The sequence below is a fragment of the Flavobacterium tructae genome (assembly GCF_002217475.1).
Taxonomy (GTDB): Bacteria; Bacteroidota; Bacteroidia; order Flavobacteriales; family Flavobacteriaceae; genus Flavobacterium; species Flavobacterium tructae.
The window spans coordinates 31,218-56,904 of record NZ_MUHH01000020.1; the positions used below are offsets into that span (position 1 = coordinate 31,218).

General features: G+C 35.9%; 12 protein-coding genes. 4 read left to right on the plus strand and 8 right to left on the minus strand.

Annotated features, from left to right (window positions below; translation table 11 throughout):
* Positions 1-52: 52 nt before the first annotated feature.
* Together B0A80_RS08970 and B0A80_RS08975 are read right to left on the minus strand one after the other, a co-directional pair.
* On the minus strand, positions 53-2,317 hold the full coding sequence (locus B0A80_RS08970) for an aconitate hydratase (protein ID WP_089077121.1): 2,265 nt from the start codon (positions 2,315-2,317) through the stop codon (positions 53-55).
* A 126-nt stretch (positions 2,318-2,443) separates the two neighbouring features.
* Entirely contained in the window at positions 2,444-5,215 is a 2,772-nt protein-coding gene (locus B0A80_RS08975) for a bifunctional aconitate hydratase 2/2-methylisocitrate dehydratase (protein ID WP_089077072.1), read from the minus strand.
* Between the two features lie 443 nt (positions 5,216-5,658).
* On the opposite strand from B0A80_RS08975, the gene B0A80_RS08980 reads away from it, so the two are divergent.
* Both B0A80_RS08980 and xrtN read left to right on the plus strand, forming a co-directional pair.
* Positions 5,659-8,157, plus strand: a complete 2,499-nt coding sequence (locus tag B0A80_RS08980) for an XrtN system VIT domain-containing protein (RefSeq protein WP_089077073.1) — start codon at positions 5,659-5,661, stop codon at positions 8,155-8,157.
* Positions 8,157-9,392, plus strand: coding sequence for an exosortase N (gene xrtN / locus B0A80_RS08985; protein WP_165769238.1), 1,236 nt, complete (start codon positions 8,157-8,159; stop codon positions 9,390-9,392). The genes B0A80_RS08980 and xrtN overlap by 1 nt, the downstream gene beginning before the upstream one ends.
* A 61-nt stretch (positions 9,393-9,453) precedes the next feature.
* Here xrtN and B0A80_RS08990 read toward each other — a convergent pair whose 3' ends face one another.
* Positions 9,454-10,407 carry an AAA family ATPase gene (locus tag B0A80_RS08990; RefSeq protein WP_017496734.1) on the minus strand — a complete coding sequence of 318 codons (954 nt, stop codon included), beginning with the start codon at positions 10,405-10,407 and terminating at the stop codon, positions 9,454-9,456.
* Positions 10,408-10,485: 78 nt separating this feature from the next.
* Positions 10,486-11,919 (minus strand): peptidylprolyl isomerase, encoded by a 1,434-nt coding sequence (locus tag B0A80_RS08995; RefSeq protein ID WP_070905491.1) that lies wholly within the window; start codon positions 11,917-11,919, stop codon positions 10,486-10,488.
* 538 nt (positions 11,920-12,457) lie between these two features.
* Between B0A80_RS08995 and B0A80_RS09000 the strand changes: the two genes are divergently transcribed.
* Both B0A80_RS09000 and B0A80_RS09005 read left to right on the plus strand, forming a co-directional pair.
* Positions 12,458-13,900, plus strand: coding sequence for an alpha-amylase (locus tag B0A80_RS09000; RefSeq protein ID WP_089077074.1), 1,443 nt, complete (start codon positions 12,458-12,460; stop codon positions 13,898-13,900).
* 151 nt (positions 13,901-14,051) lie between these two features.
* Positions 14,052-15,644 carry a peptide chain release factor 3 gene (locus B0A80_RS09005; RefSeq protein ID WP_017496731.1) on the plus strand — a complete coding sequence of 531 codons (1,593 nt, stop codon included), beginning with the start codon at positions 14,052-14,054 and terminating at the stop codon, positions 15,642-15,644.
* Between the two features lie 616 nt (positions 15,645-16,260).
* On the opposite strand, the gene B0A80_RS09010 is transcribed toward B0A80_RS09005, so the two are convergent.
* The 4 genes from B0A80_RS09010 to rplL form a co-directional block, all read right to left on the minus strand.
* Positions 16,261-16,572, minus strand: coding sequence for a DUF3467 domain-containing protein (locus tag B0A80_RS09010; RefSeq protein WP_017496730.1), 312 nt, complete (start codon positions 16,570-16,572; stop codon positions 16,261-16,263).
* 12 nt (positions 16,573-16,584) lie between these two features.
* A complete protein-coding gene (gene rpoC / locus B0A80_RS09015; protein WP_089077075.1) occupies positions 16,585-20,892 on the minus strand; it encodes a DNA-directed RNA polymerase subunit beta' in 4,308 nt (1,435 codons plus the stop codon).
* Positions 20,893-21,212: 320 nt separating this feature from the next.
* Positions 21,213-25,025 carry a DNA-directed RNA polymerase subunit beta gene (rpoB, locus tag B0A80_RS09020; protein WP_070905493.1) on the minus strand — a complete coding sequence of 1,271 codons (3,813 nt, stop codon included), beginning with the start codon at positions 25,023-25,025 and terminating at the stop codon, positions 21,213-21,215.
* A gap of 264 nt (positions 25,026-25,289) precedes the next feature.
* Complete coding sequence (gene rplL, locus B0A80_RS09025; RefSeq protein WP_007807437.1) at positions 25,290-25,661, minus strand: 50S ribosomal protein L7/L12; 372 nt, start codon at positions 25,659-25,661, stop codon at positions 25,290-25,292.
* Positions 25,662-25,687: the final 26 nt, after the last annotated feature.

Below are 25,687 nucleotides of genomic sequence, written 5' to 3' on the forward strand. Positions count from 1 at the left end.
AAAAAATGCTCTGTAAAAACAGAGCATTTTTAATAGGAATAAACCTTAATGATTAGGCTTTTCCTGCAGCAATTAAATTTAAAGCTGAACCTGCAGCAAACCAGCCAATCTGACCTTGGTTGTACGTATGGTTCGCCAGAATAATGTCTTTGGTGCCATCAGCATGAACAAACTCTAATGTTAATGGTTTTCCGGGAGCAAACTGGGTTAAATCAGTAAAATTAATAGTATCATCCTCCTTGATTTTATCATAATCGGCTTCATTAGCAAAAGTCAATCCTAAAAGACCTTGTTTTTTAAGGTTGGTTTCGTGGATACGGGCAAAAGATTTTACCAACACCGCTTTAACACCTAAAAAGCGAGGTTCCATAGCGGCATGCTCACGCGAAGAACCTTCTCCGTAGTTATGATCTCCCACAACAATAGATGGAACTCCGGCAGCTTTGTAGGCACGTGCTACAGCAGGAACAGCATCGTATTGCCCTGTTAATTGGTTTTTAACCGAATTTGTTTTTTGATTGAAGGCATTTACGGCGCCAATCAGCATATTGTTCGAAATATTATCCAGATGTCCACGGAAACGCAGCCATGGTCCTGCCATAGAAATGTGGTCGGTGGTACATTTTCCGAATGCTTTGATCAACAATTTAGCACCCGTAATATTTTTACCGTCCCAGGCATCAAAAGGCGCTAATAATTGCAAACGCTCAGATGTTGGGCTTACCACTACCTGAACTCCTGAACCGTCTTCAGCCGGAGACTGGAATCCCGGATCTTTAACATCAAATCCTTTTGGAGGCAATTCGTCTCCTGTAGGTTCCTCTAACATTACTTCTTCTCCATCTTCATTGATTAAAGTATCTGTTAACGGATTAAAACTTAAATCTCCTGCAATAGCCATAGCCGTTACTAATTCCGGAGAACCTACGAATGCTAAAGTATTTGGGTTACCGTCGGCACGTTTAGAGAAGTTACGATTGAAAGAATGAACGATAGTGTTTCTTTCTTCTTTTTCCGCTCCGTCTCTGTCCCACATACCAATACAAGGTCCGCAGGCATTAGCAAAAACAGTCGCTCCAATTTTATGAAAGGTATCAATAAATCCATCACGCTCGATGGTATAACGAACTACTTCGGAACCCGGCGTAATTGTAAATTGAGATTTTGTTTTTAAGTTTTTATCCGCAACCTGTCTTGCTAAAGAAGCTGCTCTGGAAATATCTTCGTAAGAGGAATTGGTACAAGAACCAATTAACCCAACCTGAATTTGTAAAGGCCAATTGTTTTTGATGGCTTCCTCTTTCATTTTAGAAATTGGGGTCGCTAAATCTGGCGTAAACGGACCATTTAAATGTGGTTCCAGCTCAGACAGATTAATTTCGATCACCTGATCAAAATATTGTTCCGGGTTAGCATATACTTCCGGGTCTCCTGTTAGATAAGAGGCCACTTTATCGGCAGCATCGGCAACATCGGCTCTGTTTGTAGAGCGCAGGTAACGCCCCATAGAAGCATCATATCCAAAAGTTGAAGTGGTAGCTCCAATTTCGGCACCCATGTTACAAATAGTCCCTTTTCCGGTACAAGACATAGAAGTTGCTCCTTCGCCAAAATACTCAACAATAGCTCCTGTACCACCTTTTACCGTAAGTATACCGGCTACTTTAAGAATAACATCCTTAGGAGCTGTCCAACCTGATAACTTACCGGTTAGCTTTACTCCTATTAGCTTTGGAAACTTCAACTCCCAAGCCATACCTGACATCACATCTACAGCATCAGCTCCACCAACACCAATCGCAACCATTCCTAAACCACCTGCATTTACGGTGTGAGAATCGGTACCGATCATCATTCCGCCGGGGAAAGCGTAATTTTCAAGTACAACCTGATGAATAATTCCTGCTCCCGGTTTCCAGAAGCCAATTCCGTATTTATTAGAAACCGATGAAAGAAAGTCAAAAACCTCGTTACTTTGTGTTTTTGCTCTTGCCAAATCGGTTGCAGCATCTACTTTTGCCTGAATCAGGTGATCGCAATGTACTGTTGTAGGTACCGCTACTTTAGATTTTCCGGCATGCATAAACTGCAACAATGCCATCTGTGCTGTTGCATCCTGACAGGCTACACGATCCGGGGCAAAATCAACATAATCTACTCCTCTTTTAAACACCTGAGACGGTACTCCGTCCCAAAGGTGATTGTATAAAATTTTCTCTGTTAACGTAAGTGGACGACCAACAAGCTCTCGTGCTTTATCAACACGACCAGGCATGTTCTCATACACTTTTTTAATCATTTCAATATCAAAAGCCATAAGTATAATTGTTTTTGTGTTTTTTTTTGAACATCCCAAGTTACAAAAAATAGAGGAGTTATTAAAGAAAAAGCCCGAGTTTATTACTCGGGCTCTCTATATATAATGATTATAACTAATCGTAGATTACATCACTAACTGTTTGTTTGAAGGTGCAAACTTAGTTAAATTGATTCCTTCAACTGCAGTGGTATATTCCTCTAGTGTTGGAGTTCTACCCAAGATTGTAGACAATACCACAACCGGTGTAGAAGAAAGTAAAGACTCTCCTTTTTTACCTTCAGTATCCTCTACAACTCTTCCCTGGAAAAGACGTGTAGAAGTTGCCATTACGGTATCTCCTTTTGCTGCTTTTTCCTGATTCCCCATACAAAGGTTACATCCCGGACGCTCTAAGTACAACATGTTTTCGTATTCTGTACGTGCTGCACCTTTTGGAGCGCTATCGTTAAACTCAAAACCAGAGTATTTTTGTAAAACTTCCCAGTCACCTTCTGCTTTCAATTCGTCTACGATATTGTAGGTAGGCGGAGCAACAACCAAAGGCGCTTTAAATTCAACTTTTCCTTTTTGTGCTTCTACGTTTTTCAACATTTGAGCAAGGATTTTCATATCGCCTTTGTGAACCATACAAGATCCGACAAATCCAAGATCAACTTTTTTCTCTCCTCCATAAAAAGATAACGGTCTGATCGTATCGTGAGTGTATCGTTTAGAAACATCAGCATTGTTTACGTCCGGATCGGCAATCATTGGTTCAGCAATCTGATCTAAATCAACTATAACTTCAGCATAATATTTAGCATTTGAATCTGGTGTTAAAGCTGGTTTCTCAGAAGTTCTCACTTCTTCAATTCTCTTATTCGCTTTATTGATCAATCCCTGAAGAACGTGTTTGTCATTATCCATTCCTTTGTCGATCATAATCTGGATTCTGCCTTTAGCAATCTCCAATGATTCGATCAAAGTATCATCCTCAGAAATACAGATAGAAGCTTTTGCTTTCATCTCTGCAGTCCAGTCTGTAAATGTAAATGCCTGATCTGCATTTAACGTACCGATATGAACCTCAATAATTCTACCCTGGAATACGTTCTCCCCGCCAAACTGATGCAACATCTGAGCTTGTGTAGCGTGAACCACATCACGGAAATCCATATATCCTTTCATATCTCCTTTGAAAGTTACTTTTACAGATTCTGGGATTGGCATAGAAGCCTCTCCTGTCGCTAATGCAAGAGCAACAGTTCCTGAATCCGCACCAAAAGCAACCCCTTTTGACATTCTCGTATGAGAGTCACCACCAATAATAATAGCCCACTCATCAATAGTGATATCGTTTAATACTTTGTGGATTACGTCTGTCATTGAATGGTAAACACCTTTCGGGTCACGAGCTGTGATTAAACCGAAATCATTCATAAACTTCATCAACTTAGGAATATTTGCCTGCGCTTTTTTATCCCAAACTGAAGCAGTGTGACATCCTGACTGATAAGCACCATCAACGATTGGTGAAATTACAGTTGCCGCCATAGATTCTAACTCCTGAGCTGTCATAAGACCAGTCGTATCCTGAGAACCTACGATATTTACTTCAACACGAACATCAGAACCAGCGTGTAATACTTTTCCAGGTGTCGAACCTACAGCATTTCTGTTAAAGATTTTTTCTACTGCTGTAAGACCTTGTCCGTCATGAGAAATTTCTTTTGAAGGAGCAAATACAACCGGAGCTGTAACCCCTAAAGTTTTTGCTGCGAATGTTTGAAGTTTTTTACCAAATACGATAGCATATGAACCACCTGCTTTGATAAATTCCATTTTTTGAGGAGTAAATGCTTTAGAAATATCAATCAGTTCCTGATCTCCATTGTAAAGTTTTCTCTCTTTAATATTAATTGTTAAAACAGTTCCTGTAGCTACAGAATAAGTTTGCTCTAAAATTGGTTCGTCATTTTCATTACGCACAACATTACCTGCTGCATCTACCTTTTTAACCCAGTTTTTAAGGTCAAGACCAATACCACCGGTAACATCAACTGTAGTTAAGAAAATTGGAGAGATACCATTTGTACCTCCAACAATTGGAGCAATATTTACGAATGGAATGTATGGACTTGATTGTTTTCCTGTCCAAAGTGCTACGTTATTCACACCTGACATTCTTGAAGAACCAACTCCCATTGTTCCTTTTTCAGCAATTAACATTATGCTTTTATCAGGATGTTGTGCCTGTAAAGCTTTAATTTCCTGCTGTGCTTGTGGTGTAATCATACACTGTCCGTGAAGTTCACGATCTGAACGCGAATGCGCCTGATTACCCGGAGAAAGTAAATCTGTTGAGATATCTCCTTCACCGGCGATAAAAGTAACTACTTTAATTTCGTCAGCTACTTCCGGAAGTTTTGTAAAGAATTCTGCTTGTGCATAACTTTCCAGAATTTCTTTCGCAACCTCATTATTATTTTTGAATGCCTCTACTAAACGATCTGTATCTGCTTCGTAAAGGAAAACCTGTGTTTTAAGAACTTTTGCTGCATCTTTTGCAATGGCAACATCATTACCCAAAGCTAAATCAAGCAGCACCTTGATAGAAGGACCACCTTTCATGTGAGATAATAATTCAAACGCAAAAGCAGGAGTAATTTCACTTACTACAGCTTCTCCAAGAATAATCTCTTTTAAAAACTCAGCTTTTTCACCTGCGGCACTTGTAGTACCCGGCAAAGTATTATAAATAAAAAATTTAAGAGAATCTTCTCTATACGGATTGTTAACATCCTTAATCTGTGAAATGATTTCGCTTGCTAATTCTGCACCATCGATTGGCTTTGGATGAAGACCTTGGCCTTTTCTTTCCTCGATTTCTTTAATGTAATCTTGATAAGTATTCATAATATTATAGAAGTCTTTTTATTTTTTGTTTGCAAATTTAGCTATTAAAGCCGAGAATTAAAAAAAATATAACAGAACTCGCCTTTTCAAACATTATTATTGCTAAAAAACAATTTTCATTACTTATTTTTGCCAAAATTTCAATTTTATATTAAAAAAATGAATTATTGCCATTTTAAAATCCTTTCTTTAGCAAAGTCGAAATTTAACAGTATAAATGAAGTGAGATTTTACCCCAACTTTAACGAAGAACCTTTCTAAATAAGCGATTATAACGTTATAGTAACCGATTTGTCTTCTCCAATCTGCCTCTTTCAAAATCAAAAAATCATTAAGAATATTTAAAGAAATCTTTAAGTCAAAAAAACGAAACAAAAAGTTTATTTTTCAATTATTATTATAACTTTGTAATTCAAAGTTCTTTTAATTAAAAAACACTTTCCATGAGTACAACCAAAATAAACTCTTTTTTAAATGATCAAATTGGAGTAAAAATCAGCCTTATTATTACGCTATTCAGCACAACGATGCTGGCACTTTCTTTATTGGGAAGTAAATCAGATTACGAAAGCTTTGAAATGCTTTCTGTACTCAACATCATTATTCTGCTCCCGTACGGTGCGATCCTTACTTACAACTTATTAAGAAACAAAAAGAACTACCTTCATTTACTTCCTTTCTTATTTCTCAATTGGTTTATCGGATGTTTCTCTACCAATGTTTATGTAAATGTTTTCGAAAATTTACCCCTTTGGGTATATTGCACAACGTTTCTGTTTTGCTTTTCAAACTTTGTAATTTACAATCGCGAAATAACAAATCGCAACATTAACTTTATCTCTTATTTCATCAACGGCTGTTCTTATCTCTTAATCTTATACTATGTTGTATTCCTGATACCAATAAGCATGTTTTCTATTATAGGAATTCTTGCCTTAGGACTAGGTTTTTATGGATTAGTGCCCGGAATTGTACTTATAATCCACACTTACATCCTGTCTAAAGTTCTTTTTGAACAAAAAAACAACACCTATGCATTCTTCTCAGGCATCGGAATCATTTTAACCAGCCTTATTACGTTTACTTTTTTGTTAAATATTGAAAGTCAAAAAATAAACCAATATGGCATTACCAAAACATTTGAAGAAAATAACGATTTACCCACTTACATTAAAGTTTCTCAGAATCTTAAACCTAATTTTTTGAATGAAATTCTGCTAAAGAAAAACATTGTATACATTGCATCGGAAGACTTCTTTCAACTAGATGGTTTTGGCAGATTCAATAGCAATGTTCAGTATCACGAAAGAAAGACTCACAATCCTTTTTTAAATATCGCTTATCATTTTGCAGAAAACATCAATTTAAGTGATGATGATAAAATCAATATTCTGAAATCTAATTTTGATAAAAGACTTGAATCCGAAGAGCAATTATGGAGCGGACGAGATCTTATTACCAAAAACATTAAGGAAGATGTAAAAATTTATCCAAATGACAGGCTCGCTTATACCGAGATTACAATGGATGTGGTCTGCGAAGAAGAAAGCAGAGGTCAAAAAGAAGCTATTTATTCCTTCCAGTTGCCTGAAGGCTCTGTTGCAACTTCTTTGTCATTGTGGGTTAATGGAATAGAAAGAAAAGGTGTTTTGACTACCAAAGAAAAAGCAAAAGAAGCGTACAATCAGGTTGTGGGTATTGAGGCAAGAGACCCTTCATTGATGCAATGGAAAGAAGGAAACAGAGTTACAGTTCGCGTATTTCCAATTACAAGCGAATTACCCCGAACTTTTAAATGTGGCTTTACAACACCTTTAAAAGTTGCAGACGATAAACTGATCTATCAAAGTTTGAGCATAAAAGGTCCAAACATCAATAATGCTGCGACTATTTCGAGATTTCAGGTTAAAGGAAATACTGAATTTAAGACTTCAAAAGATTTTGACTTTGCGGATAATTACCACATAAATGAATCTAAAGGTCTGGACAAATGGGAAGCAGAATTTCCTTTAAGCAAAAAACCTTCCAACAGTGCCTTTGTATGGAAAAACAAAAGTTATGAAGTAAAACCGCTTATTAAAGAAAGGATTGCTTTTACACCAAGCGAAATTATTCTTGATCTTAACAACAACTGGAAAATAGAAGAACTTGAATCGATACTCAATCTCTCGAAAAACAAATATTTTGTACTTAAAAATAATGCAAAACAAGAAATCAATGCCTCTAATTACGAAAATATCTGGAACCAATTTGATGAATTGAATTATTCCCTTCTGCCACTTTTTGATTTACAGGAAAATACTTTGATTATCACAAAATGCGGTACATTTTCTTCCAACTTCGAAGAATTAGAATCTTCAAAATATTTAGAAAAAATAAGAAAAGGAACAAAAGACAAAGGTTTAAAAGTTATCAATATCTCGAACGAAATAAATCCGTTTTGGCAAACCGCAAAGGAACAGAAATATGTAAATTTTATACAAACAAATCTTAATACTTGTACGGACCTTATCAGCAAAAAGCATTTCATAAAATTTCAAACTAATAAAAACAGTATTAATTTAGAAACTGCCGGAATCTCAATCCATGAAAATTCAGCAATTCAGCAAACAGCTCATACCGGTTCAAATCATTTATACAGAATGTTCTGTTTTGGAAAAGTTTTAAACGATCAGGTCGAAATTCAGGCTGACACTTTAAAACAAAACAAATATGTTGACCTGGCAAAAGATGCCAATATTGTAACTCCAATTTCTTCTTTAATCGTACTGGAGACTGATGAAGATTACGAAAACAACGGGATTGAGAAAAACGTTAATACCTTAGGAAATGCCTCTATCAACAATGACGGAGCTGTACCTGAACCGCACGAATGGGCACTATTATTCATCGTTTCATCGGCCATTTTATTCTATTACAGAAAGCAAAAATTAACGAATTAATGAAGGATTTAATTCTACATAAAAAACCAATACTTGCTGTTTTTGCAATCTTATTGCTTTTTGCAATAAACAGCAAGATATTGGTTTTAAATCTAAACAATGATTTCCTTGGAATTCTGGGTTCTCTTTGTCTTTTTATCGTTGGCGGGAGAAAAACAAATTTCAGAATTAATTATTTTTTAATTCTAAGCATTCTATTGTTAGAATTCATCAGCTGGCGTTTAAACACAAAATCGGTTCATTTTCTTTCTATACTATTATTTCTGTGTTTGGTTTTCCATTATTTCACCGGGAAATTTTCCTTTATTGCTTTCATTTGCCTTGTTTTATTTTCGACACTTTTTAGCGCTTTTTTTGCACACTTAACCTCAGAAATAAAACAAAGTCTTTGTTATATCGTTTATCTGACACTAAAGAATTTTATACCTATAAATAAAATCGAAGGCGTCAATTTTTACATCAATAATGCTAAAATTACCATCGACACTGCCTGCATGGGATTATCTATGTTTAAGACAGGATTGTTGTTTGGCGCCATTTTAATGACTCTGGAAGAAAGAAGACTCAAACAATATTACGGCGTTTTTCAGATACTCTCTTTCTGCTTACTTATAATAGCACTCAATATTACCTCTAATTATTTTAGAATCGTAACCTTAATTTTTTTCAATTGTACTCAGGAAAACTTTTTGCATCACGCCATTGGTTTAATCTGTTTTACCGTTTATCAAATTATACCGATGCTGCTAATTATTAAGTATATAAAACCAAAAATCGAAACCAATGATTCAAACAAAATCAAACCTAAAATCCTTATTGTATTTGCATCATTTACAGCCCTTTTAGCAACCAGTATAAAAATCAAAAATGAAACAGAAACTAATTTTCATCAGGAAGTTAGTTCTGAGTATCATACAAAAAAAGGCTCTTGGGTAAACAAGGAGGTTTTTAAAATTGAAACTCCTGAGAAATTGACTTATATAAAAACACCCTCTCATAATCCGATGGTTTGCTGGACAGGCTCCGGATACAAAATTATTGAATCTAAGAAAGTCCTGGCAAACAAAGAAGAAATATGGTTTAATAAAATGGAGAAAGACAGTCAAAATTATACATCGTATTGGTGGTACGAATCTAATGGCAAAAAATACAGCTCTCTTATTGAAGTTTTACTTATAAAATTGATTTATGGCCAACCTATTTTTTTAATAAACGAAACCTCAAAATCAAACTAAATAAAAAACCCAAACTAGAAATCATTACTAGTTTGGGTTTCTGCTTTTTTTATTGAATCTGTTACATCAGTTTTTTAATAATAACTTCTTCCGTTATTCCTTCGGCATCTGCTTTATAATTTTTAATAATTCTGTGTCTTAAAATTCCGGTTGCCACTGCTTTTACATCTTCAATATCCGGCGAGAATTTCCCATTGAAAGCGGCATGCGCTTTTGCTGCCAAAATTAAATTCTGTGAAGCCCTTGGTCCTGCTCCCCAATCTAAATAATTCTTAACAAAATCATTCGACAAAGCATTATCAGGGCGTGTTTTACTCACTAAAGTTACCGCATATTCGATTACATTATCGGCTACGGGAATTCTGCGAATCAAATGTTGAAAATCAATAATTTCCTGCGCACTAAATAATGGGTTAATGACTGTCTTAGCATCAGAAGTCGTACGTTTCACGACCTGAACTTCTTCTTCGAAGGTTGGATATTCCAACTTTATGGCAAACATAAAACGGTCTAACTGTGCTTCCGGTAACGGATAGGTTCCTTCCTGCTCAATCGGGTTTTGAGTAGCTAATACAAAATAAGGTAAATCTAACTTATAATTTTGCCCCGCAATGGTAACAGAACGCTCCTGCATGGCTTCCAGTAAAGCAGCTTGCGTTTTTGGCGGAGTTCTGTTGATCTCGTCAGCCAAAATGATATTGGAAAAAATAGGTCCTTTAATGAATTTGAAATGTCTGTTTTCATCCAAAATCTCACTTCCTAAAATATCTGAAGGCATTAAATCCGGCGTAAACTGAATTCTTTTAAAATCTAAACCTAAAGCCTGAGACAAAGTATTAATCATTAAAGTTTTTGCCAAGCCCGGTACACCAATCAAAAGAGCATGACCACCTGAAAATATACACAGTAAAATTTGGTCAACTACGGCATCCTGGCCAACAATAATTTTTGCTATTTCGTTTTTTAATTCGTTTCGTTTCTGAACTAAATTATGAATTGCTGTTACGTCAGACATTTAGATATGTTTTTTAAATTAAAAAGAGTTAGTATTATGAATTCATAAAACTAACTCTTTTTCTTTATTTAATAAAAATTATTTTTTTAACCAGTTGTAGACAAATTTACAATCTCTGTACTCTCCAAGAATTTTGATATAAGTATCTTTTATTTTAGTATCAAACCATTTTGAAATTGTCGTGATCTGCTTTTCTTTCAATGCCAATTCTTTAATTTTGGTATAATCCTTAGCATAATCAGCCACATGTTGCTCAATTCTATTGGTAACTGTGATTATCTTATATGTTTTTTTTCCTTTATCGTCTGTATTCAAAAGCGGTTGTGAAATTTCGTCGTCTTTCAAATTTGAAACCTGACCGTATAAAGTCGGATCCATTTTAGTCAGTTCAAAACGGGTATCCTGAGTATTTGGATTTACCAATGTTCCTCCGTTTGCTCTTGTCTCTTTTTCATCAGATTCTGTTCTTGCAGCTTCTGCGAAAGTAATCTCTTTATTTATAATCTTATTTCTAACATTGGTGATTCTTTCTTTTGCTTCCTTCAATGCATTTTCAGAAACTGTTGGCGGAATCAAAATATGTCGTAATTCAATTTCCTGTCCCTTAATTTTTTCAACCATGATAATATGGTATCCGAAAGTAGTTTTAAAAGGTTCGGAAATCTCTCCCTGTGCTAAACTAAAAGCTACATCTTTAAATTCTTTCACAAAAGGAGTCTTTCGGGTCATTTTATAAAAACCTCCCGTTGGTGCAGATCCGGGATCTTGTGAATACAATACTGCTTTTGTCGCAAAACTGGATCCCTCGAGAACATCTTTTCTTATTGCATTTAATCTGTCAATTACCTTCTGCTCGTCTTCTTTGGAAACCTTTGGTTCTACAACAATCTGTGCTACTTCCATCTCAGCTCCAAAAGTCGGTAATTCCTCTTTAGGAATCTTCTTAAAGAAGTTACGAACTTCCTCAGGAGTAATTTCTACAGCATCAACAATTTTCTTTGTCATTTCTGACGCTAATTTTTGTTCTTTTAAGATATCTGCAAAATAAGTTTTAAATTCCTCTACAGAATTCTTTTTATAATAAGCCACAACTTTATTAATATCACCTACTTGCTGCACCATATAATTCAATCGCTCGTCCATCATGCTTCTTACTTCGGCATCACTCACTACGATACTATCCTGAATTGCCTGATGTGCATAAAGTTTATCTTCTAAAAGCTTTCCTAACATCTGACATCTTGTAATATCTTTTGTAGATCCGCCCTGTGCTGAAATTTCTAAAAATGCTTTATCAATATCTGAATCTAAAACAATATAATCTCCAACTGTAGCAATAATACCATCAACTTTCAACTTCTGTCCGGCAGTCATCGTAATGGCAGGTTTGCTGACTACTGTATCCTTAATAACTTCTTGTGCCGAAATAATTGAGTTGAAAAAAAATAAAAAACACATTGTCAACACGTATCGGAAATCAATTGTTTTTAGCGCTAATTTTTTTAATAACATTATTTAAAATTTAATTTGAATGTAAAGATCCTGCTTTAGAATTTGTCATAAACTAAAATCATTTTAAAAATACCTCAGACGTATAATTCCTGAAATATTAAACAATTATGATCTAGTTCCTTTTGACTTATAACGAACAAAAATAACAATTCAATTACATAATACAACTATCGGCTATACTATTAACAAAAAATTATAGAGATGTATCTCAATTTTCAAAGGAACTAACTTCTAAGTCTCGTTCAATGGTTCCGAAAAACCAGCGAAAATCATCCTTAAACTCTGAAAAAATGGGTTGTACAGCTATACTCTATTACATTCCAAGCTATTAAACTCCCCTACCCTAAAAAAAGTTATCAATACTACAACGTTTTCGTTGGATAACTAATTTCCCGTAAAATCAAATGAAATCAAAAAACACATACTTTAGATATGTAATTGATAATTTAAAGAGGGATAAATTACGAATAACAACTCTTTTTGCCTCTTAAAGCTATAATTACAAACTTTATTAACTTTTTTAACCAAACCGAAAATCATGAAAAAACCAATTCTACAACTTTACCTGATTGCAGCAATTACTGCATTTTTTGGTTCGTGTTCGCAAAATGAAAGCACTGAGAAAGATTCTAAAGCTCAGAGCGAACAATTCGAAATTATTAATGTTACCCATCATGACGGAAGACCCTTTAGTACCGGAACTTCTAATTCATCATCAACCAGAAAATACGTAGACAATCCCGGAGGCGGTGTTATGATGCAGGCCTTTTACTGGGATGTTCCTTCGGGAGGGACCTGGTGGAATACGGTGAGCAGTAAAGTAACCGCCTGGTCTAATGCAGGAATTGGTTCGATATGGCTTCCTCCGGCTTCTAAAGCACAAAACGGTGCTTCCTCTATGGGATATGACCCTACAGATTATTTTGATTTTGGAGATTACAACCAAAATGGCTCTGTCGAAACTCGTTTTGGTTCAAAAACCGAACTGGTTAACTTAATTACTAACGCACATGCCGAGAATTTAAAAGTATACGCAGACATTGTGATCAATCACAATAGCGGAGGACAATCGGAAGCAAATCCTTTTACCGGAACAAACACCTGGACTAATTTTAGCGGAGTTGCTTCGGGAAAATTCACTCGTAATTATAACGATTTTTACAAAAACAGCTATGGTAACAATGATGAAGGCGCATTTGGCGGTTTTCCTGATTTATGCCACGCCAACCCACATGTACAAGATTGGCTATGGCTGAGAGCTGACGGAGTGGGAAAATATTATAAAAATACCATGAAATTTGACGGCTGGAGATTCGATTATGTAAAAGGTTTTGGTGCTTGGGTGGTAAACTCATGGAATGCAAATGTAGGTGGGTTTTCTGTTGGTGAATTATGGGATTCTAATGTAAATACTCTGAACGACTGGGCAAACAATGCCAACAGCTCTGTATTCGATTTTGCTTGTTACTATAAAATGAATGATGCTTTTGACGGAAATAATCTGGCGCTTTTGAATGATGATATGATGTGGAAAAGAAATCCGTACAAAGCCGTAACCTTCGTAACCAATCACGATACTGATGAAATCTGGAGTAAACTACTTGCTTACTCTTATATCCTGACCCATGAAGGCTATCCTACCATTTTCTACAGAGATTATGAAGAATGGCTGGACAAGAACAAACTAAACAATCTGATCTGGATACACAACAATAAAGCGACCGGAACCACTTCTATTTTATACGCCGACAATGACGAGTATATCGCCAGAAGAAACGGTTACAACGGAAATCCCGGATTGGTTGTTTACATTAACAACTCTGATACTTGGCAGGAAAGATGGATTCAGACCAACTGGGCCAATACTCAAATTAAAGATTTTACCGGAAATTCGACCTGGTACCCTACTACTCAAGCGGATAAATGGGTCAAAATACAATGTCCTCCAAAAGGATATTCCATTTGGTCTATTAATCAATAATTCAAAACTTACAATTCCAAGGCTGTTCTAAAAAACAGCCTTATTTTTTTAACTACATAACTTCAATAAACGCAAGTCTTCCCAATTTAAGAAGTGAATATTTTTATTAAGCCGTAATTAATAGTACTTTTGCAACCTATTTATACGAAATATGAGCTTTTTAAAAGAAATACAACGCAGAAGAACATTTGGAATTATATCGCATCCTGATGCCGGAAAAACAACTTTAACTGAAAAATTATTGTTGTTTGGAGGGGCTATTCAGGAAGCGGGAGCTGTAAAAAACAATAAAATTAAAAAAGGAGCAACGAGTGATTTCATGGAAATCGAACGCCAAAGAGGTATTTCGGTTTCAACCTCTGTACTTGCTTTTAATTATAAAGACAAAAAAATCAATATTCTTGATACTCCTGGACACAAGGATTTTGCCGAAGATACTTTTAGAACTTTAACCGCTGTTGATAGTGTTATTGTTGTAATTGACGTTGCCAAAGGGGTCGAGGAACAAACGGAAAAGTTAGTCGCAGTTTGTAGAATGCGTAACATTCCTATGATTGTTTTCATCAACAAATTAGACCGTGAAGGAAAAGATGCTTTTGATTTGATGGACGAAGTAGAACAAAAGCTTGGACTTACGGTTACCCCTTTAAGTTTCCCGATTGGTATGGGTTATGATTTTCAGGGAATCTACAATCTTTGGGAAGAAAACATCAATCTTTTCAGTGGAGACAGTCGTAAAAATATCGAAGAGACAATCGCTTTCTCTGATGTTCAGAACAATCCGGAATTAGATAAAATTGTGGGGCAAAAAGCAGCTGAAAAACTTCGTGAAGAATTAGAACTGATTGACGAGGTGTATCCAAAATTTGATCGTCAGGATTATCTAGATGGTAAACTGCAACCTGTCTTTTTTGGTTCAGCTTTGAACAATTTTGGAGTTCGTGAATTGTTAGATTGTTTCGTTACCATTGCTCCGTCTCCAAGACCAAAAGATTCTGAAACCCGTTTGGTTGACCCGAAAGAAGAAAAAATGTCCGGTTTTGTGTTCAAAATTCACGCGAATATGGATCCTAAACACAGAGACCGTTTGGCTTTTATTAAAATTGTTTCAGGAACTTTTGAAAGAAACAAACCTTATTACCACGTTCGTCAAAAGAAAAATTTAAAATTCTCGAGTCCGAATGCCTTCTTTGCAGAGAAAAAAGAAATTGTAGATATTTCTTATCCGGGAGATATTGTTGGACTACACGATACCGGAAATTTCAAAATTGGGGATACCTTAACGGAAGGTGAAATAATGAGTTTCAAAGGAATTCCAAGTTTCTCTCCTGAACATTTCCGATACATCAACAATGCCGATCCTATGAAAGCTAAGCAATTAGACAAAGGTGTGGACCAGTTAATGGATGAAGGTGTGGCGCAGTTGTTTACCTTAGAAATGAACAACCGTAAAGTAATTGGTACTGTTGGAGCGCTTCAATACGAGGTAATTCAGTATCGTTTAGAGCACGAATATGGTGCAAAATGTACTTATGAAAACTTTCCGGTTCACAAAGCTTGCTGGGTAAAACCTGATGATGCTAAAAATGATGAATTCAAAGAATTTAAGCGTATTAAACAAAAATTCCTTGCACATGATAAATACGGTCAGTTGGTATTCCTTGCTGATTCTGACTTTACGATACAAATGACACAAAGCAAATACCCAAGTGTGAAACTGTTCTTCACTTCGGAATTTGACTAAGAAATTTCAAAATTTCAGCTATAAAAAAAGCGCTAATTTTTTACAATTAGCGCTTTTTTTTAATTTGAATTAATCCAACCTTAATTAGTTTTTATACTCCAAAAATTAATATCTTTTTATATAAGCGATCGCAAGCTAGCACAATTCATTTAAAACAAGAAATTTTGTCGACGAAAGTAAAAATAAATCCGCTGAACAGCATTTCTTGATTATTTTACTCGCAAATGCACAAGGATTTTTAGCGATTGGCAAAATTCACACACGTCCGTTTTATCACAGTGGTAAAAGTCATCAAAACTTTCTTTACCAGACTTTCCTGTAACTGCTTATGCCCTTTCAGGGCAATATGATTCACTATCTTAATTTATAGTGCGCTGCACTATTTTTATGCTTTTGGGCTTTCAGCCCATTTTTAAATATTTCAAATATTCATACCGGCAGAGAACACTAATTATAAAATCAGCCGTAACAAAATGAACTCTTAAATAAAGAACTGAAATCGTTAATATAAGGAGTAACTTCTATCAACTCCCAACATTTTGTACTGAACCAAAATTTGCCTTAAAAATTTGTTTTTTTTCCATAAAAAAAGCCCCATTACTGGGGCTTTTAAAATTTATGCTTGTCCCGCAGGACCAAAATTAAGCGGTATTGGAGCTTGTTCTGTCTCTTTGATTTCGCCATGAGCGACTTCAAAACGATGAATATTTTCACCAATTGCTTTTAATAATCTTTTAGCATGTTGTGGTGTCAAGACAATTCTTGACTTTACTTTGGCTTTAGGAATACCAGGCATAATACTCACAAAATCTAAAACAAATTCTGATGATGAGTGATTGATAATCGCCAGATTAGAATAAATTCCTTCTGCAATAGTTTCATCTAACTCTATATTAATCTGTTCTTGTTGTTGGTTCGGATTACTCATAGGTTCCTAATATTAATAAATGTATTCTTCTTTATTAGCCATCATTTCATTGTAATCGTCTTTAGATCCTACGATAGTGTTATCGTATTCTCTCATACCAGTTCCCGCAGGAATTCTGTGTCCAACAATTACATTTTCTTTCAATCCTTCTAAATCATCTACTTTACCAGCTACAGCAGCTTCGTTAAGTACTTTCGTTGTCTCCTGGAATGAAGCCGCAGAAATGAATGATTTAGTTTGTAGCGAAGCTCTTGTAATACCTTGTAAAACTGGCGTTGCAGTTGCAGTAATTACATCTCTGGCTACAACCAGATTTTTATCATTTCGTTTCAACAATGAGTTTTCATCACGTAATTCACGAGGAGTAATGATCTGACCTGGTTTCAATACCGCAGAATCACCAGCATCTTCAACTACTTTCATACCGTATAATTTATCGTTTTGAACGATGAAATCTTTAGTGTGAATTAATTGATCCTCTAAGAATAAAGTATCACCCGGATCCTGAACTCTTACTTTACGCATCATTTGACGAATAACTACCTCAAAGTGTTTGTCATTAATTTTTACCCCTTGAAGACGGTATACCTCTTGAATTTCATTTACCAAGTACTGTTGAACAGCAGCAGGTCCTTGAATTCTTAAGATGTCATCTGGTGTAATTGCACCGTCAGACAATGGTACTCCTGCTCTTACGAAGTCATTTTCCTGAACTAAGATCTGGCTTGAAAGTTTAACTAAATACTTTTTAATCTCACCAAATTTAGATTCGATAACGATCTCACGGTTACCTCTTTTGATTTTACCGAAAGAAACAACACCGTCGATCTCAGAAACAACTGCCGGGTTTGAAGGGTTACGAGCCTCAAGCAACTCGGTAATTCTTGGAAGACCTCCCGTAATATCGCCCGCTTTAGAAGAACGACGAGGGATTTTCACTAATACCTTACCTGCTTTAATTTTCTCACCATTCTCAACCATTAAGTGTGCACCTACCGGTAAGTTGTACGAACGAATCAATTCACCTTCTTTACCGTAAACCAATAAAGTTGGGATTAATTTTTTGTTTCTCGCCTCAGAAATTACTTTCTCTTGGAATCCAGTCTGCTCATCAATTTCAACCATGTACGATTGTCCTTGCTCTAAATCTTCGTAAGCAATTTTACCAGTAAATTCAGAAACAATTACACCGTTATATGGATCCCACTTACAGATTACAGTTCCTTTAACTACAGCTTCACCATCTTTAACAAAGATACTAGAACCGTAAGGAATATTATGTGTATTTAAAACGATTCCAGTTTTCTCATCAACTAATTTTAACTCAGTTGAACGTGATACTACGATATCTACCGCATTACCTTCGCTGTCCTCACCTTTAACAGTTTTTAAATCTTCAATCTCAAGTCTACCCGCGAATCTTGTAACAATACTAGACTCTTCAGAGATACCTCCTGCAACCCCTCCAACGTGGAACGTACGAAGTGTTAACTGTGTACCAGGCTCTCCAATAGACTGAGCTGCAATAACTCCGACAGCTTCACCTCTTTGTGTCATTTTTCCGGTAGCTAAGTTTCTACCGTAACATTTAGCACAAATACCTTTTAAAGCCTCACAAGTTAATGGAGATCTAACTTCTACTCTTTCAATAGGAGAAGCTTCGATAGTCTTCATAATAGCCTCCGTAATCTGGTGACCTGATTGAACTAATACTTCATTAGTTAAAGGATTAATAACATCTTGCAATGCAACACGTCCTAAAATTCTTTCTCCTAATGATTCAACGATTTCCTCATTTTTCTTCAATGCAGAAACTTCAACACCTCTTAAAGTTCCACAATCCTCGATGTTAACAATAACATCCTGAGAAACGTCATGAAGCCTTCTTGTTAAGTAACCAGCATCCGCCGTTTTAAGAGCGGTATCCGCAAGACCTTTACGAGCACCGTGAGTAGAAATGAAGTACTCAAGAATCGAAAGACCTTCCTTAAAGTTAGAAAGAATCGGGTTTTCAATAATCTCACCACCACCGGCAGTAGATTTTTTAGGCTTAGCCATCAAACCACGCATACCTGTTAACTGACGAATCTGCTCCTTAGAACCCCTCGCACCAGAATCAAGCATCATATATACAGAGTTGAAACCTTGTTGGTCTTCTCTAATATTTTTCATTGCTAACTCTGTTAACTGAGCATTCGCAGAAGTCCATACGTCAATAACCTGGTTGTAACGCTCGTTATTGGTAATAAGACCCATGTTATAGTTAGTTGAGATACCTTCAACTTGCTCTCTGGCATCTGCAATTAACTTCGTTTTTTGTTCCGGGATTCTAATATCACCTAAAGAGAATGATAAACCTCCTCTAAATGCAAATTTATAACCCATATCTTTCATATTATCCAAGAAAGCTGCCGTTGTAGGTACATCAGTCACACTTAAAATGTGTCCGATAATATCTCTAAGGTTTTTCTTAGTCAATACGTCGTTAATATATCCGGCTGCTTCAGGTACTACTTCGTTAAATAATACACGTCCCGCAGTTGTTTGAATAATTTGGTACACTAATTCTCCGGCGTCATTAAAATCTTTAGCTCTGATTTTCACACGAGCATTCAATTCTAATCTTCCTTCGTTTAATGCAATGTTTACTTCTTCAGCAGAATAGAAAGTCAAATCCTGACCGATAATTTTGTGATCTTCTGTAGAAATACGCTCTTTGGTCATATAGTATAGACCCAAGACCATGTCCTGAGAAGGTACAGTAATTGGCGCACCATTTGCAGGGTTCAAGATATTATGAGAAGCCAACATTAATAATTGTGCCTCTAAAATAGCCTCTGGTCCTAATGGTAAGTGAACCGCCATCTGGTCACCATCAAAATCCGCGTTAAACGCCGTACATACTAATGGGTGTAACTGGATCGCTTTTCCTTCAATTAATTTTGGCTGGAATGCCTGGATACCTAATCTGTGCAAAGTAGGAGCACGGTTTAGTAATACCGGGTGTCCTTTAATTACGTTTTCAAGGATATCCCAAACTACCGGCTCTTTTTTGTCGATTATTTTCTTAGCAGATTTTACTGTTTTTACAATACCTCTTTCGATCAATTTACGGATAACGAAAGGTTTGTATAATTCAGAAGCCATATCTTTTGGCAATCCGCATTCGTATAATTTTAACTCCGGACCAACGACGATTACCGAACGAGCAGAATAATCCACACGTTTTCCTAAAAGGTTTTGACGGAAACGTCCTTGTTTACCTTTTAAAGAGTCAGATAATGATTTTAATGGTCTGTTTGATTCTGTTTTAACAGCAGAAGCTTTACGAGTGTTATCGAATAATGAATCTACAGATTCCTGTAACATACGTTTCTCGTTTCTCAAGATCACTTCAGGAGCTTTAATCTCCATTAATCTTTTCAAACGGTTGTTACGGATGATTACACGACGATATAAATCGTTCAAATCTGAAGTTGCAAAACGACCTCCGTCAAGTGGCACAAGCGGACGTAATTCCGGTGGGATAACTGGAACCACTTTCATAATCATCCATTCCGGACGGTTTTCGCGGTTTTCGTTAGACTCACGGAAAGACTCAACAACTTGTAATCTTTTTAAAGCTTCAGTTTTTCTTTGTTTAGAAGTCTCGTTGTTAGCGCTGTGTCTTAATTCATAAGATAAAGCATCCAGGTCAATACGAGCTAATAAATCCATGATACATTCCGCTCCCATTTTAGCAACGAATTTGTTTGGATCTAAATCATCTAAATATTGATTCTCTTGTGGAAGAGTATCTAAAATGTTTAAGTATTCTTCTTCAGTTAAGAAATCTAATCTTTGTAAAGATTCTCCATCTGCATTTTTAGCAATACCAGCTTGAATTACTACGTATCTTTCGTAGTAAATGATCATATCTAATTTCTTAGATGGAAGACCAAGGATATAACCAATTTTGTTTGGAAGAGAACGGAAATACCAGATGTGAGCAATTGGCACAACAAGGTTGATGTGTCCTACTCTGTCACGACGTACTTTTTTCTCTGTAACTTCAACACCACAACGGTCGCAAATAATACCTTTGTAACGAATTCTTTTATACTTACCACAAGCACATTCGAAATCTTTTACTGGTCCGAAGATTCTTTCGCAGAAAAGTCCGTCACGCTCTGGTTTGTGAGTTCTGTAGTTAATTGTTTCCGGCTTTAAAACCTCTCCTCTTGATTCTTTCAGGATAGATTCTGGTGAAGCCAATCCAATAGAAATTTTGTTAAATCTTTTTACTGGATTTTTGTCTTTATTGTTTCTGTTATTCATCATAGTTTTTACTATTGATTTATTTTGCAATTAAAAAATTGATTCTTAGTCTAGTCTAAAGTCAAATGTCATAAAGTTTTAGAGTCATTGCTGACCTTAGACCTTGGACTTTCAAACTTTCGACTTAAAACACTACCTCGGGTTACTTCTCTAAACTTCAAAATTTAATTTGAAGCGCTAGTTATAGAATGCCTTGCATTACTATAAAAAATCGGAACGGGTTACGGGTATAAATCTTTAAAAACTTCTAACATTTAGTAAACAGCTAAAGTCCCAGAATTCAGTGTTAAACTGAATACTGAGACTGTAACTGAAAACATTTATTATTCTTCCAAACGAAGATCTAAACCTAGACCTTTCAATTCGTGCATTAATACATTGAATGATTCTGGTAAACCTGGTTCTGGCATAGTTTCACCCTTAACGATAGCTTCGTAAGTTTTAGCTCTACCAATAACGTCATCAGACTTAACAGTTAAGATTTCACGTAGTGTACTAGAAGCTCCATAAGCCTCAAGTGCCCAAACCTCCATCTCTCCGAAACGCTGACCTCCAAATTGAGCTTTACCTCCAAGTGGCTGTTGCGTAATCAATGAGTATGGTCCGATAGAACGTGCGTGCATCTTATCATCAACCATGTGTCCTAATTTAAGCATGTAAATTACACCCACAGTCGCTTTTTGTGCAAAACGCTCTCCAGTACCACCATCATAAAGGTAAGTATGTCCGAAACGTGGTACGTTAGCCTCATCAGTCAAAGCATTGATTTGATCTAAAGAAGCACCGTCAAAAATTGGAGTAGCAAATTTTCTACCCAAGTTCATACCAGCCCATCCAAGAACAGTCTCATAAATCTGACCAATGTTCATACGAGAAGGTACCCCAAGTGGATTCAATACGATATCTACCGGTGTTCCGTCTTCTAAGAATGGCATATCCTCATGACGAACGATTCTTGCAACAATACCTTTGTTACCGTGACGTCCCGCCATTTTATCACCTACTTTTAACTTACGTTTTTTAGCGATATAGATTTTAGCCAATTTCAAGATTCCAGATGGCAATTCATCTCCAACTGTAATAGTGAATTTCTCTCTTCTTAAAGATCCTTGTAAGTCGTTCAGCTTAATTTTATAGTTATGAATTAAATCATTAACCATTTTATTTGTAGCGTCATCGGCAACCCATTGACCTTTGCTTAAGTGAGCAAAATCCTCTACTGCGTAAAGCATTTTTTGAGTATATTTTTTACCTTTTGGTAAAACTTCTTCACCCAAATCGTTCATTACACCCTGAGATGTTTTTCCGTTAACGATCAGGAATAGTTTCTCTACTAATCTGTCTTTTAATTCAACAAATTTAGTTTCGAACTCCATTTCTAAAGCGCCTAAAGCATCTTTATCCTGAGTACGTTTACGTTTATCTTTAACGGCTCTTGCAAATAATTTTTTGTCAAGAACTACACCATGTAAAGATGGAGAAGCTTTCAATGAAGCATCTTTTACATCACCTGCTTTATCCCCGAAGATTGCACGAAGCAATTTCTCTTCCGGAGTAGGATCTGATTCTCCTTTTGGTGTAATTTTTCCGATCAAAATGTCGCCAGGCTTAACCTCTGCTCCAATTCTGATCATACCGTTTTCATCTAAATCTTTAGTAGCTTCTTCAGAAACGTTAGGAATATCGTTTGTTAACTCTTCGTTTCCTAACTTAGTATCTCTAACCTCTAATGAATAATCATCAACGTGGATAGAAGTAAAAATATCATCACGAACTACTTTTTCAGAAATTACAATCGCATCCTCAAAGTTATACCCTTTCCATGGCATGAACGCAACTTTTAAGTTTCTACCTAAAGCTAATTCACCATTTTGAGTAGCATATCCTTCTGATAATACTTGTCCAAGAACTACTCTGTCACCTTTTCTTACGATTGGTTTCAGGTTAATACTTGTTCCCTGATTGGTTTTTCTAAATTTAATTAAGTTGTATGTTTTCTCATCAGCATCAAAACTAACCATTCTTTCATCTTCAGTACGGTCGTATTTGATAGTAATGATATTTGCATCAACATATTCTACAGTTCCATCTCCTTCAGCATTAATTAATACTCTTGAATCTGAAGCTACCTGACGCTCTAAACCTGTACCAACGATTGGTGCTTCCGGGCGGATCAAAGGAACCGCCTGACGCATCATGTTAGATCCCATCAACGCACGGTTCGCATCATCATGTTCCAAGAAAGGAATTAACGAAGCCGAAATCGAAGCAATCTGGTTAGGTGCAACGTCTGTATAATGTACCACTGAAGGTTCAACAACCGGGAAGTCGCCTTCCTCACGAGCAATAACATTACTTGCCGTAATTTTACCAGTCTCGTCCATTTCAATGTTTGCCTGAGCAATCATTTTTCCTTCTTCTTCTTCAGCGCTTAAGTAAATTGGAGTGCTTTCTAAATCAACTACACCATTAGTTACTTTACGGTATGGAGTTTCGATGAATCCCATTCCGTTTACTTTTGCATAAACCCCAAGAGATGAAATCAAACCAATGTTTGGTCCCTCAGGAGTTTCAATCGGACATAAACGACCATAGTGTGTATAGTGAACGTCACGAACCTCGAAACCAGCTCTTTCTCTCGAAAGTCCACCTGGTCCAAGTGCAGAAAGTCTTCTCTTGTGTGTAATCTCAGCTAATGGATTCGTTTGATCCATAAATTGAGACAACTGGTTTGTACCAAAGAAAGAGTTGATAACTGATGATAATGTTTTAGCATTGATCAAATCAATTGGTGTAAACACCTCGTTATCTCTAACGTTCATTCTCTCACGAATAGTTCTCGCCATACGTGCTAAACCAACACCGAATTGCTGAGACAATTGTTCTCCAACTGTTCTAACACGACGGTTTGATAAGTGATCAATATCATCAATCTCAGCTTTTGAGTTGATCAATTCGATCAAATATTTCACGATTGTAATGATATCTTCTTTGGTAAGCACTTGCTTGTCCATAGGGATATCTAAATCTAACTTTTTGTTCATTCTGTAACGACCAACTTCACCTAAGTTATAACGTTGATCAGAGAAGAACAATTTATCAATAATACCACGAGCAGTTTCTTCATCAGGCGGTTCTGCATTACGCAATTGTCTGTAGATATGCTCAACAGCTTCTTTTTCAGAGTTTGTTGGATCTTTTTGTAACGTGTTGTGGATAATAGCATAATCTGCCTGGTTATTATCCTCTTTGTGTAACAAAATAGATTTAACGTTAGAATCAATGATCTCTTCCACATTATCTTTGTCGATAATCGTATCACGATCAAGGATGATTTCGTTACGTTCGATAGAAACTACCTCTCCGGTATCTTCATCAACGAAATCCTCGTGCCAAGTATTCAATACACGTGCAGCAAGTCTTCTTCCAATATACTTTTTGATACCTGTTTTAGAAACTTTAATTTCTTCAGCTAAGTCGAAAATTTCAAGGATGTCCTTATCTCTTTCGAAACCAATAGCACGGAATAAAGTGGTTACCGGTAATTTTTTCTTTCTATCGATATACGCGTACATAACGCTGTTAATATCTGTAGAAAATTCTATCCAGGATCCTTTAAAAGGAATTACTCTGGCAGAATATAATTTTGTTCCATTTGCGTGGAATGATTGTCCAAAGAAAACCCCAGGAGAACGGTGTAGCTGAGATACTACTACACGCTCGGCACCATTAATTACAAAGGTACCACTTGGAGTCATGTAAGGAATTGTTCCAAGATAAACATCTTGTACAATAGTTTCAAAATCTTCGTGTTCTGGGTCTGTACAGTATAGTTTTAACCTGGCTTTTAAAGGCACACTATAGGTAAGTCCTCTCTCTATACATTCTTGAATTGTATAACGTGGCGGGTCTACAAAATAATCCAGGAACTCCAATACAAAGTTGTTTCTTGTATCTGTAATTGGAAAGTTTTCCATGAAGGTGTTGTATAGACCTTCGTTGCCTCTTTCGTCAGATTTAGTTTCTAATTGAAAAAAATCTTTAAAAGATTTAACCTGAACATCTAGAAAATCCGGATAGTCAGGAATATTTTTTGTAGAGGCAAAATTCAATCTTTCAGTCTGATTTGTTATCATCAATGAACAAAATTTTGATTAAAAAAAAGTAGTTTTTTGTGTAAAACACATTGTTTAGTTTATACTTTCTTTTTAGAATCAATACATCTTTAAAAATAAACCGGATAAACCAGGTTCTATTTTTTTTCTTCGTATTGATCAAAAACTCTTCCGTATTTTAAACTATTTGATAATAAAATTTAATGTATTTTATTATACGAAAAATGGTTTAGGCCTTTGAGTGTTAACTCAGGACCTAAACCTAGTTCTTAAAACTGAGTTAAATTATTTAAGCTCAACTACAGCTCCAGCTTCTTCTAATGATTTTTTAAGACCTTCAGCCTCTTCTTTAGAAACACCTTCTTTAACGTTACTTGGAGCACCGTCAACTACATCTTTAGCTTCTTTAAGACCTAAACCTGTAAGTTCTTTTACTAATTTCACAACTGCTAATTTAGAAGCTCCAGCTTCTTTCAATACAACTGTAAATTCAGTTTGTGCTTCTTCAGCAGCACCTTCTCCACCACCAGCAGCAACTACTACAGCTGCAGCAGCAGGCTCGATACCATACTCGTCTTTTAATATTGTTGCTAATTCGTTAACTTCTTTAACTGTTAGGTTAACTAATTGTTCTGCGAATTGTTTCAAATCTGCCATTTTTTCTATCGTTTAAAATGATTTGT

Coding starts and splice junctions, on each gene's coding strand:
- B0A80_RS08995 (WP_070905491.1), bottom strand. CDS start 11,919: ATGTTATTAAAAAAATTAGCGCTAAAAACAATTGATTTCCGATACGTG.
- rpoC (WP_089077075.1), bottom strand. CDS start 20,892: ATGATGAATAACAGAAACAATAAAGACAAAAATCCAGTAAAAAGATTT.
- rplL (WP_007807437.1), bottom strand. CDS start 25,661: ATGGCAGATTTGAAACAATTCGCAGAACAATTAGTTAACCTAACAGTT.
- B0A80_RS08975 (WP_089077072.1), bottom strand. CDS start 5,215: ATGAATACTTATCAAGATTACATTAAAGAAATCGAGGAAAGAAAAGGC.
- B0A80_RS08970 (WP_089077121.1), bottom strand. CDS start 2,317: ATGGCTTTTGATATTGAAATGATTAAAAAAGTGTATGAGAACATGCCT.
- B0A80_RS09005 (WP_017496731.1), top strand. CDS start 14,052: ATGAGCTTTTTAAAAGAAATACAACGCAGAAGAACATTTGGAATTATA.
- B0A80_RS08980 (WP_089077073.1), top strand. CDS start 5,659: ATGAGTACAACCAAAATAAACTCTTTTTTAAATGATCAAATTGGAGTA.
- B0A80_RS09000 (WP_089077074.1), top strand. CDS start 12,458: ATGAAAAAACCAATTCTACAACTTTACCTGATTGCAGCAATTACTGCA.
- xrtN (WP_165769238.1), top strand. CDS start 8,157: ATGAAGGATTTAATTCTACATAAAAAACCAATACTTGCTGTTTTTGCA.
- rpoB (WP_070905493.1), bottom strand. CDS start 25,025: ATGATAACAAATCAGACTGAAAGATTGAATTTTGCCTCTACAAAAAAT.
- B0A80_RS08990 (WP_017496734.1), bottom strand. CDS start 10,407: ATGTCTGACGTAACAGCAATTCATAATTTAGTTCAGAAACGAAACGAA.
- B0A80_RS09010 (WP_017496730.1), bottom strand. CDS start 16,572: ATGAGTAATCCGAACCAACAACAAGAACAGATTAATATAGAGTTAGAT.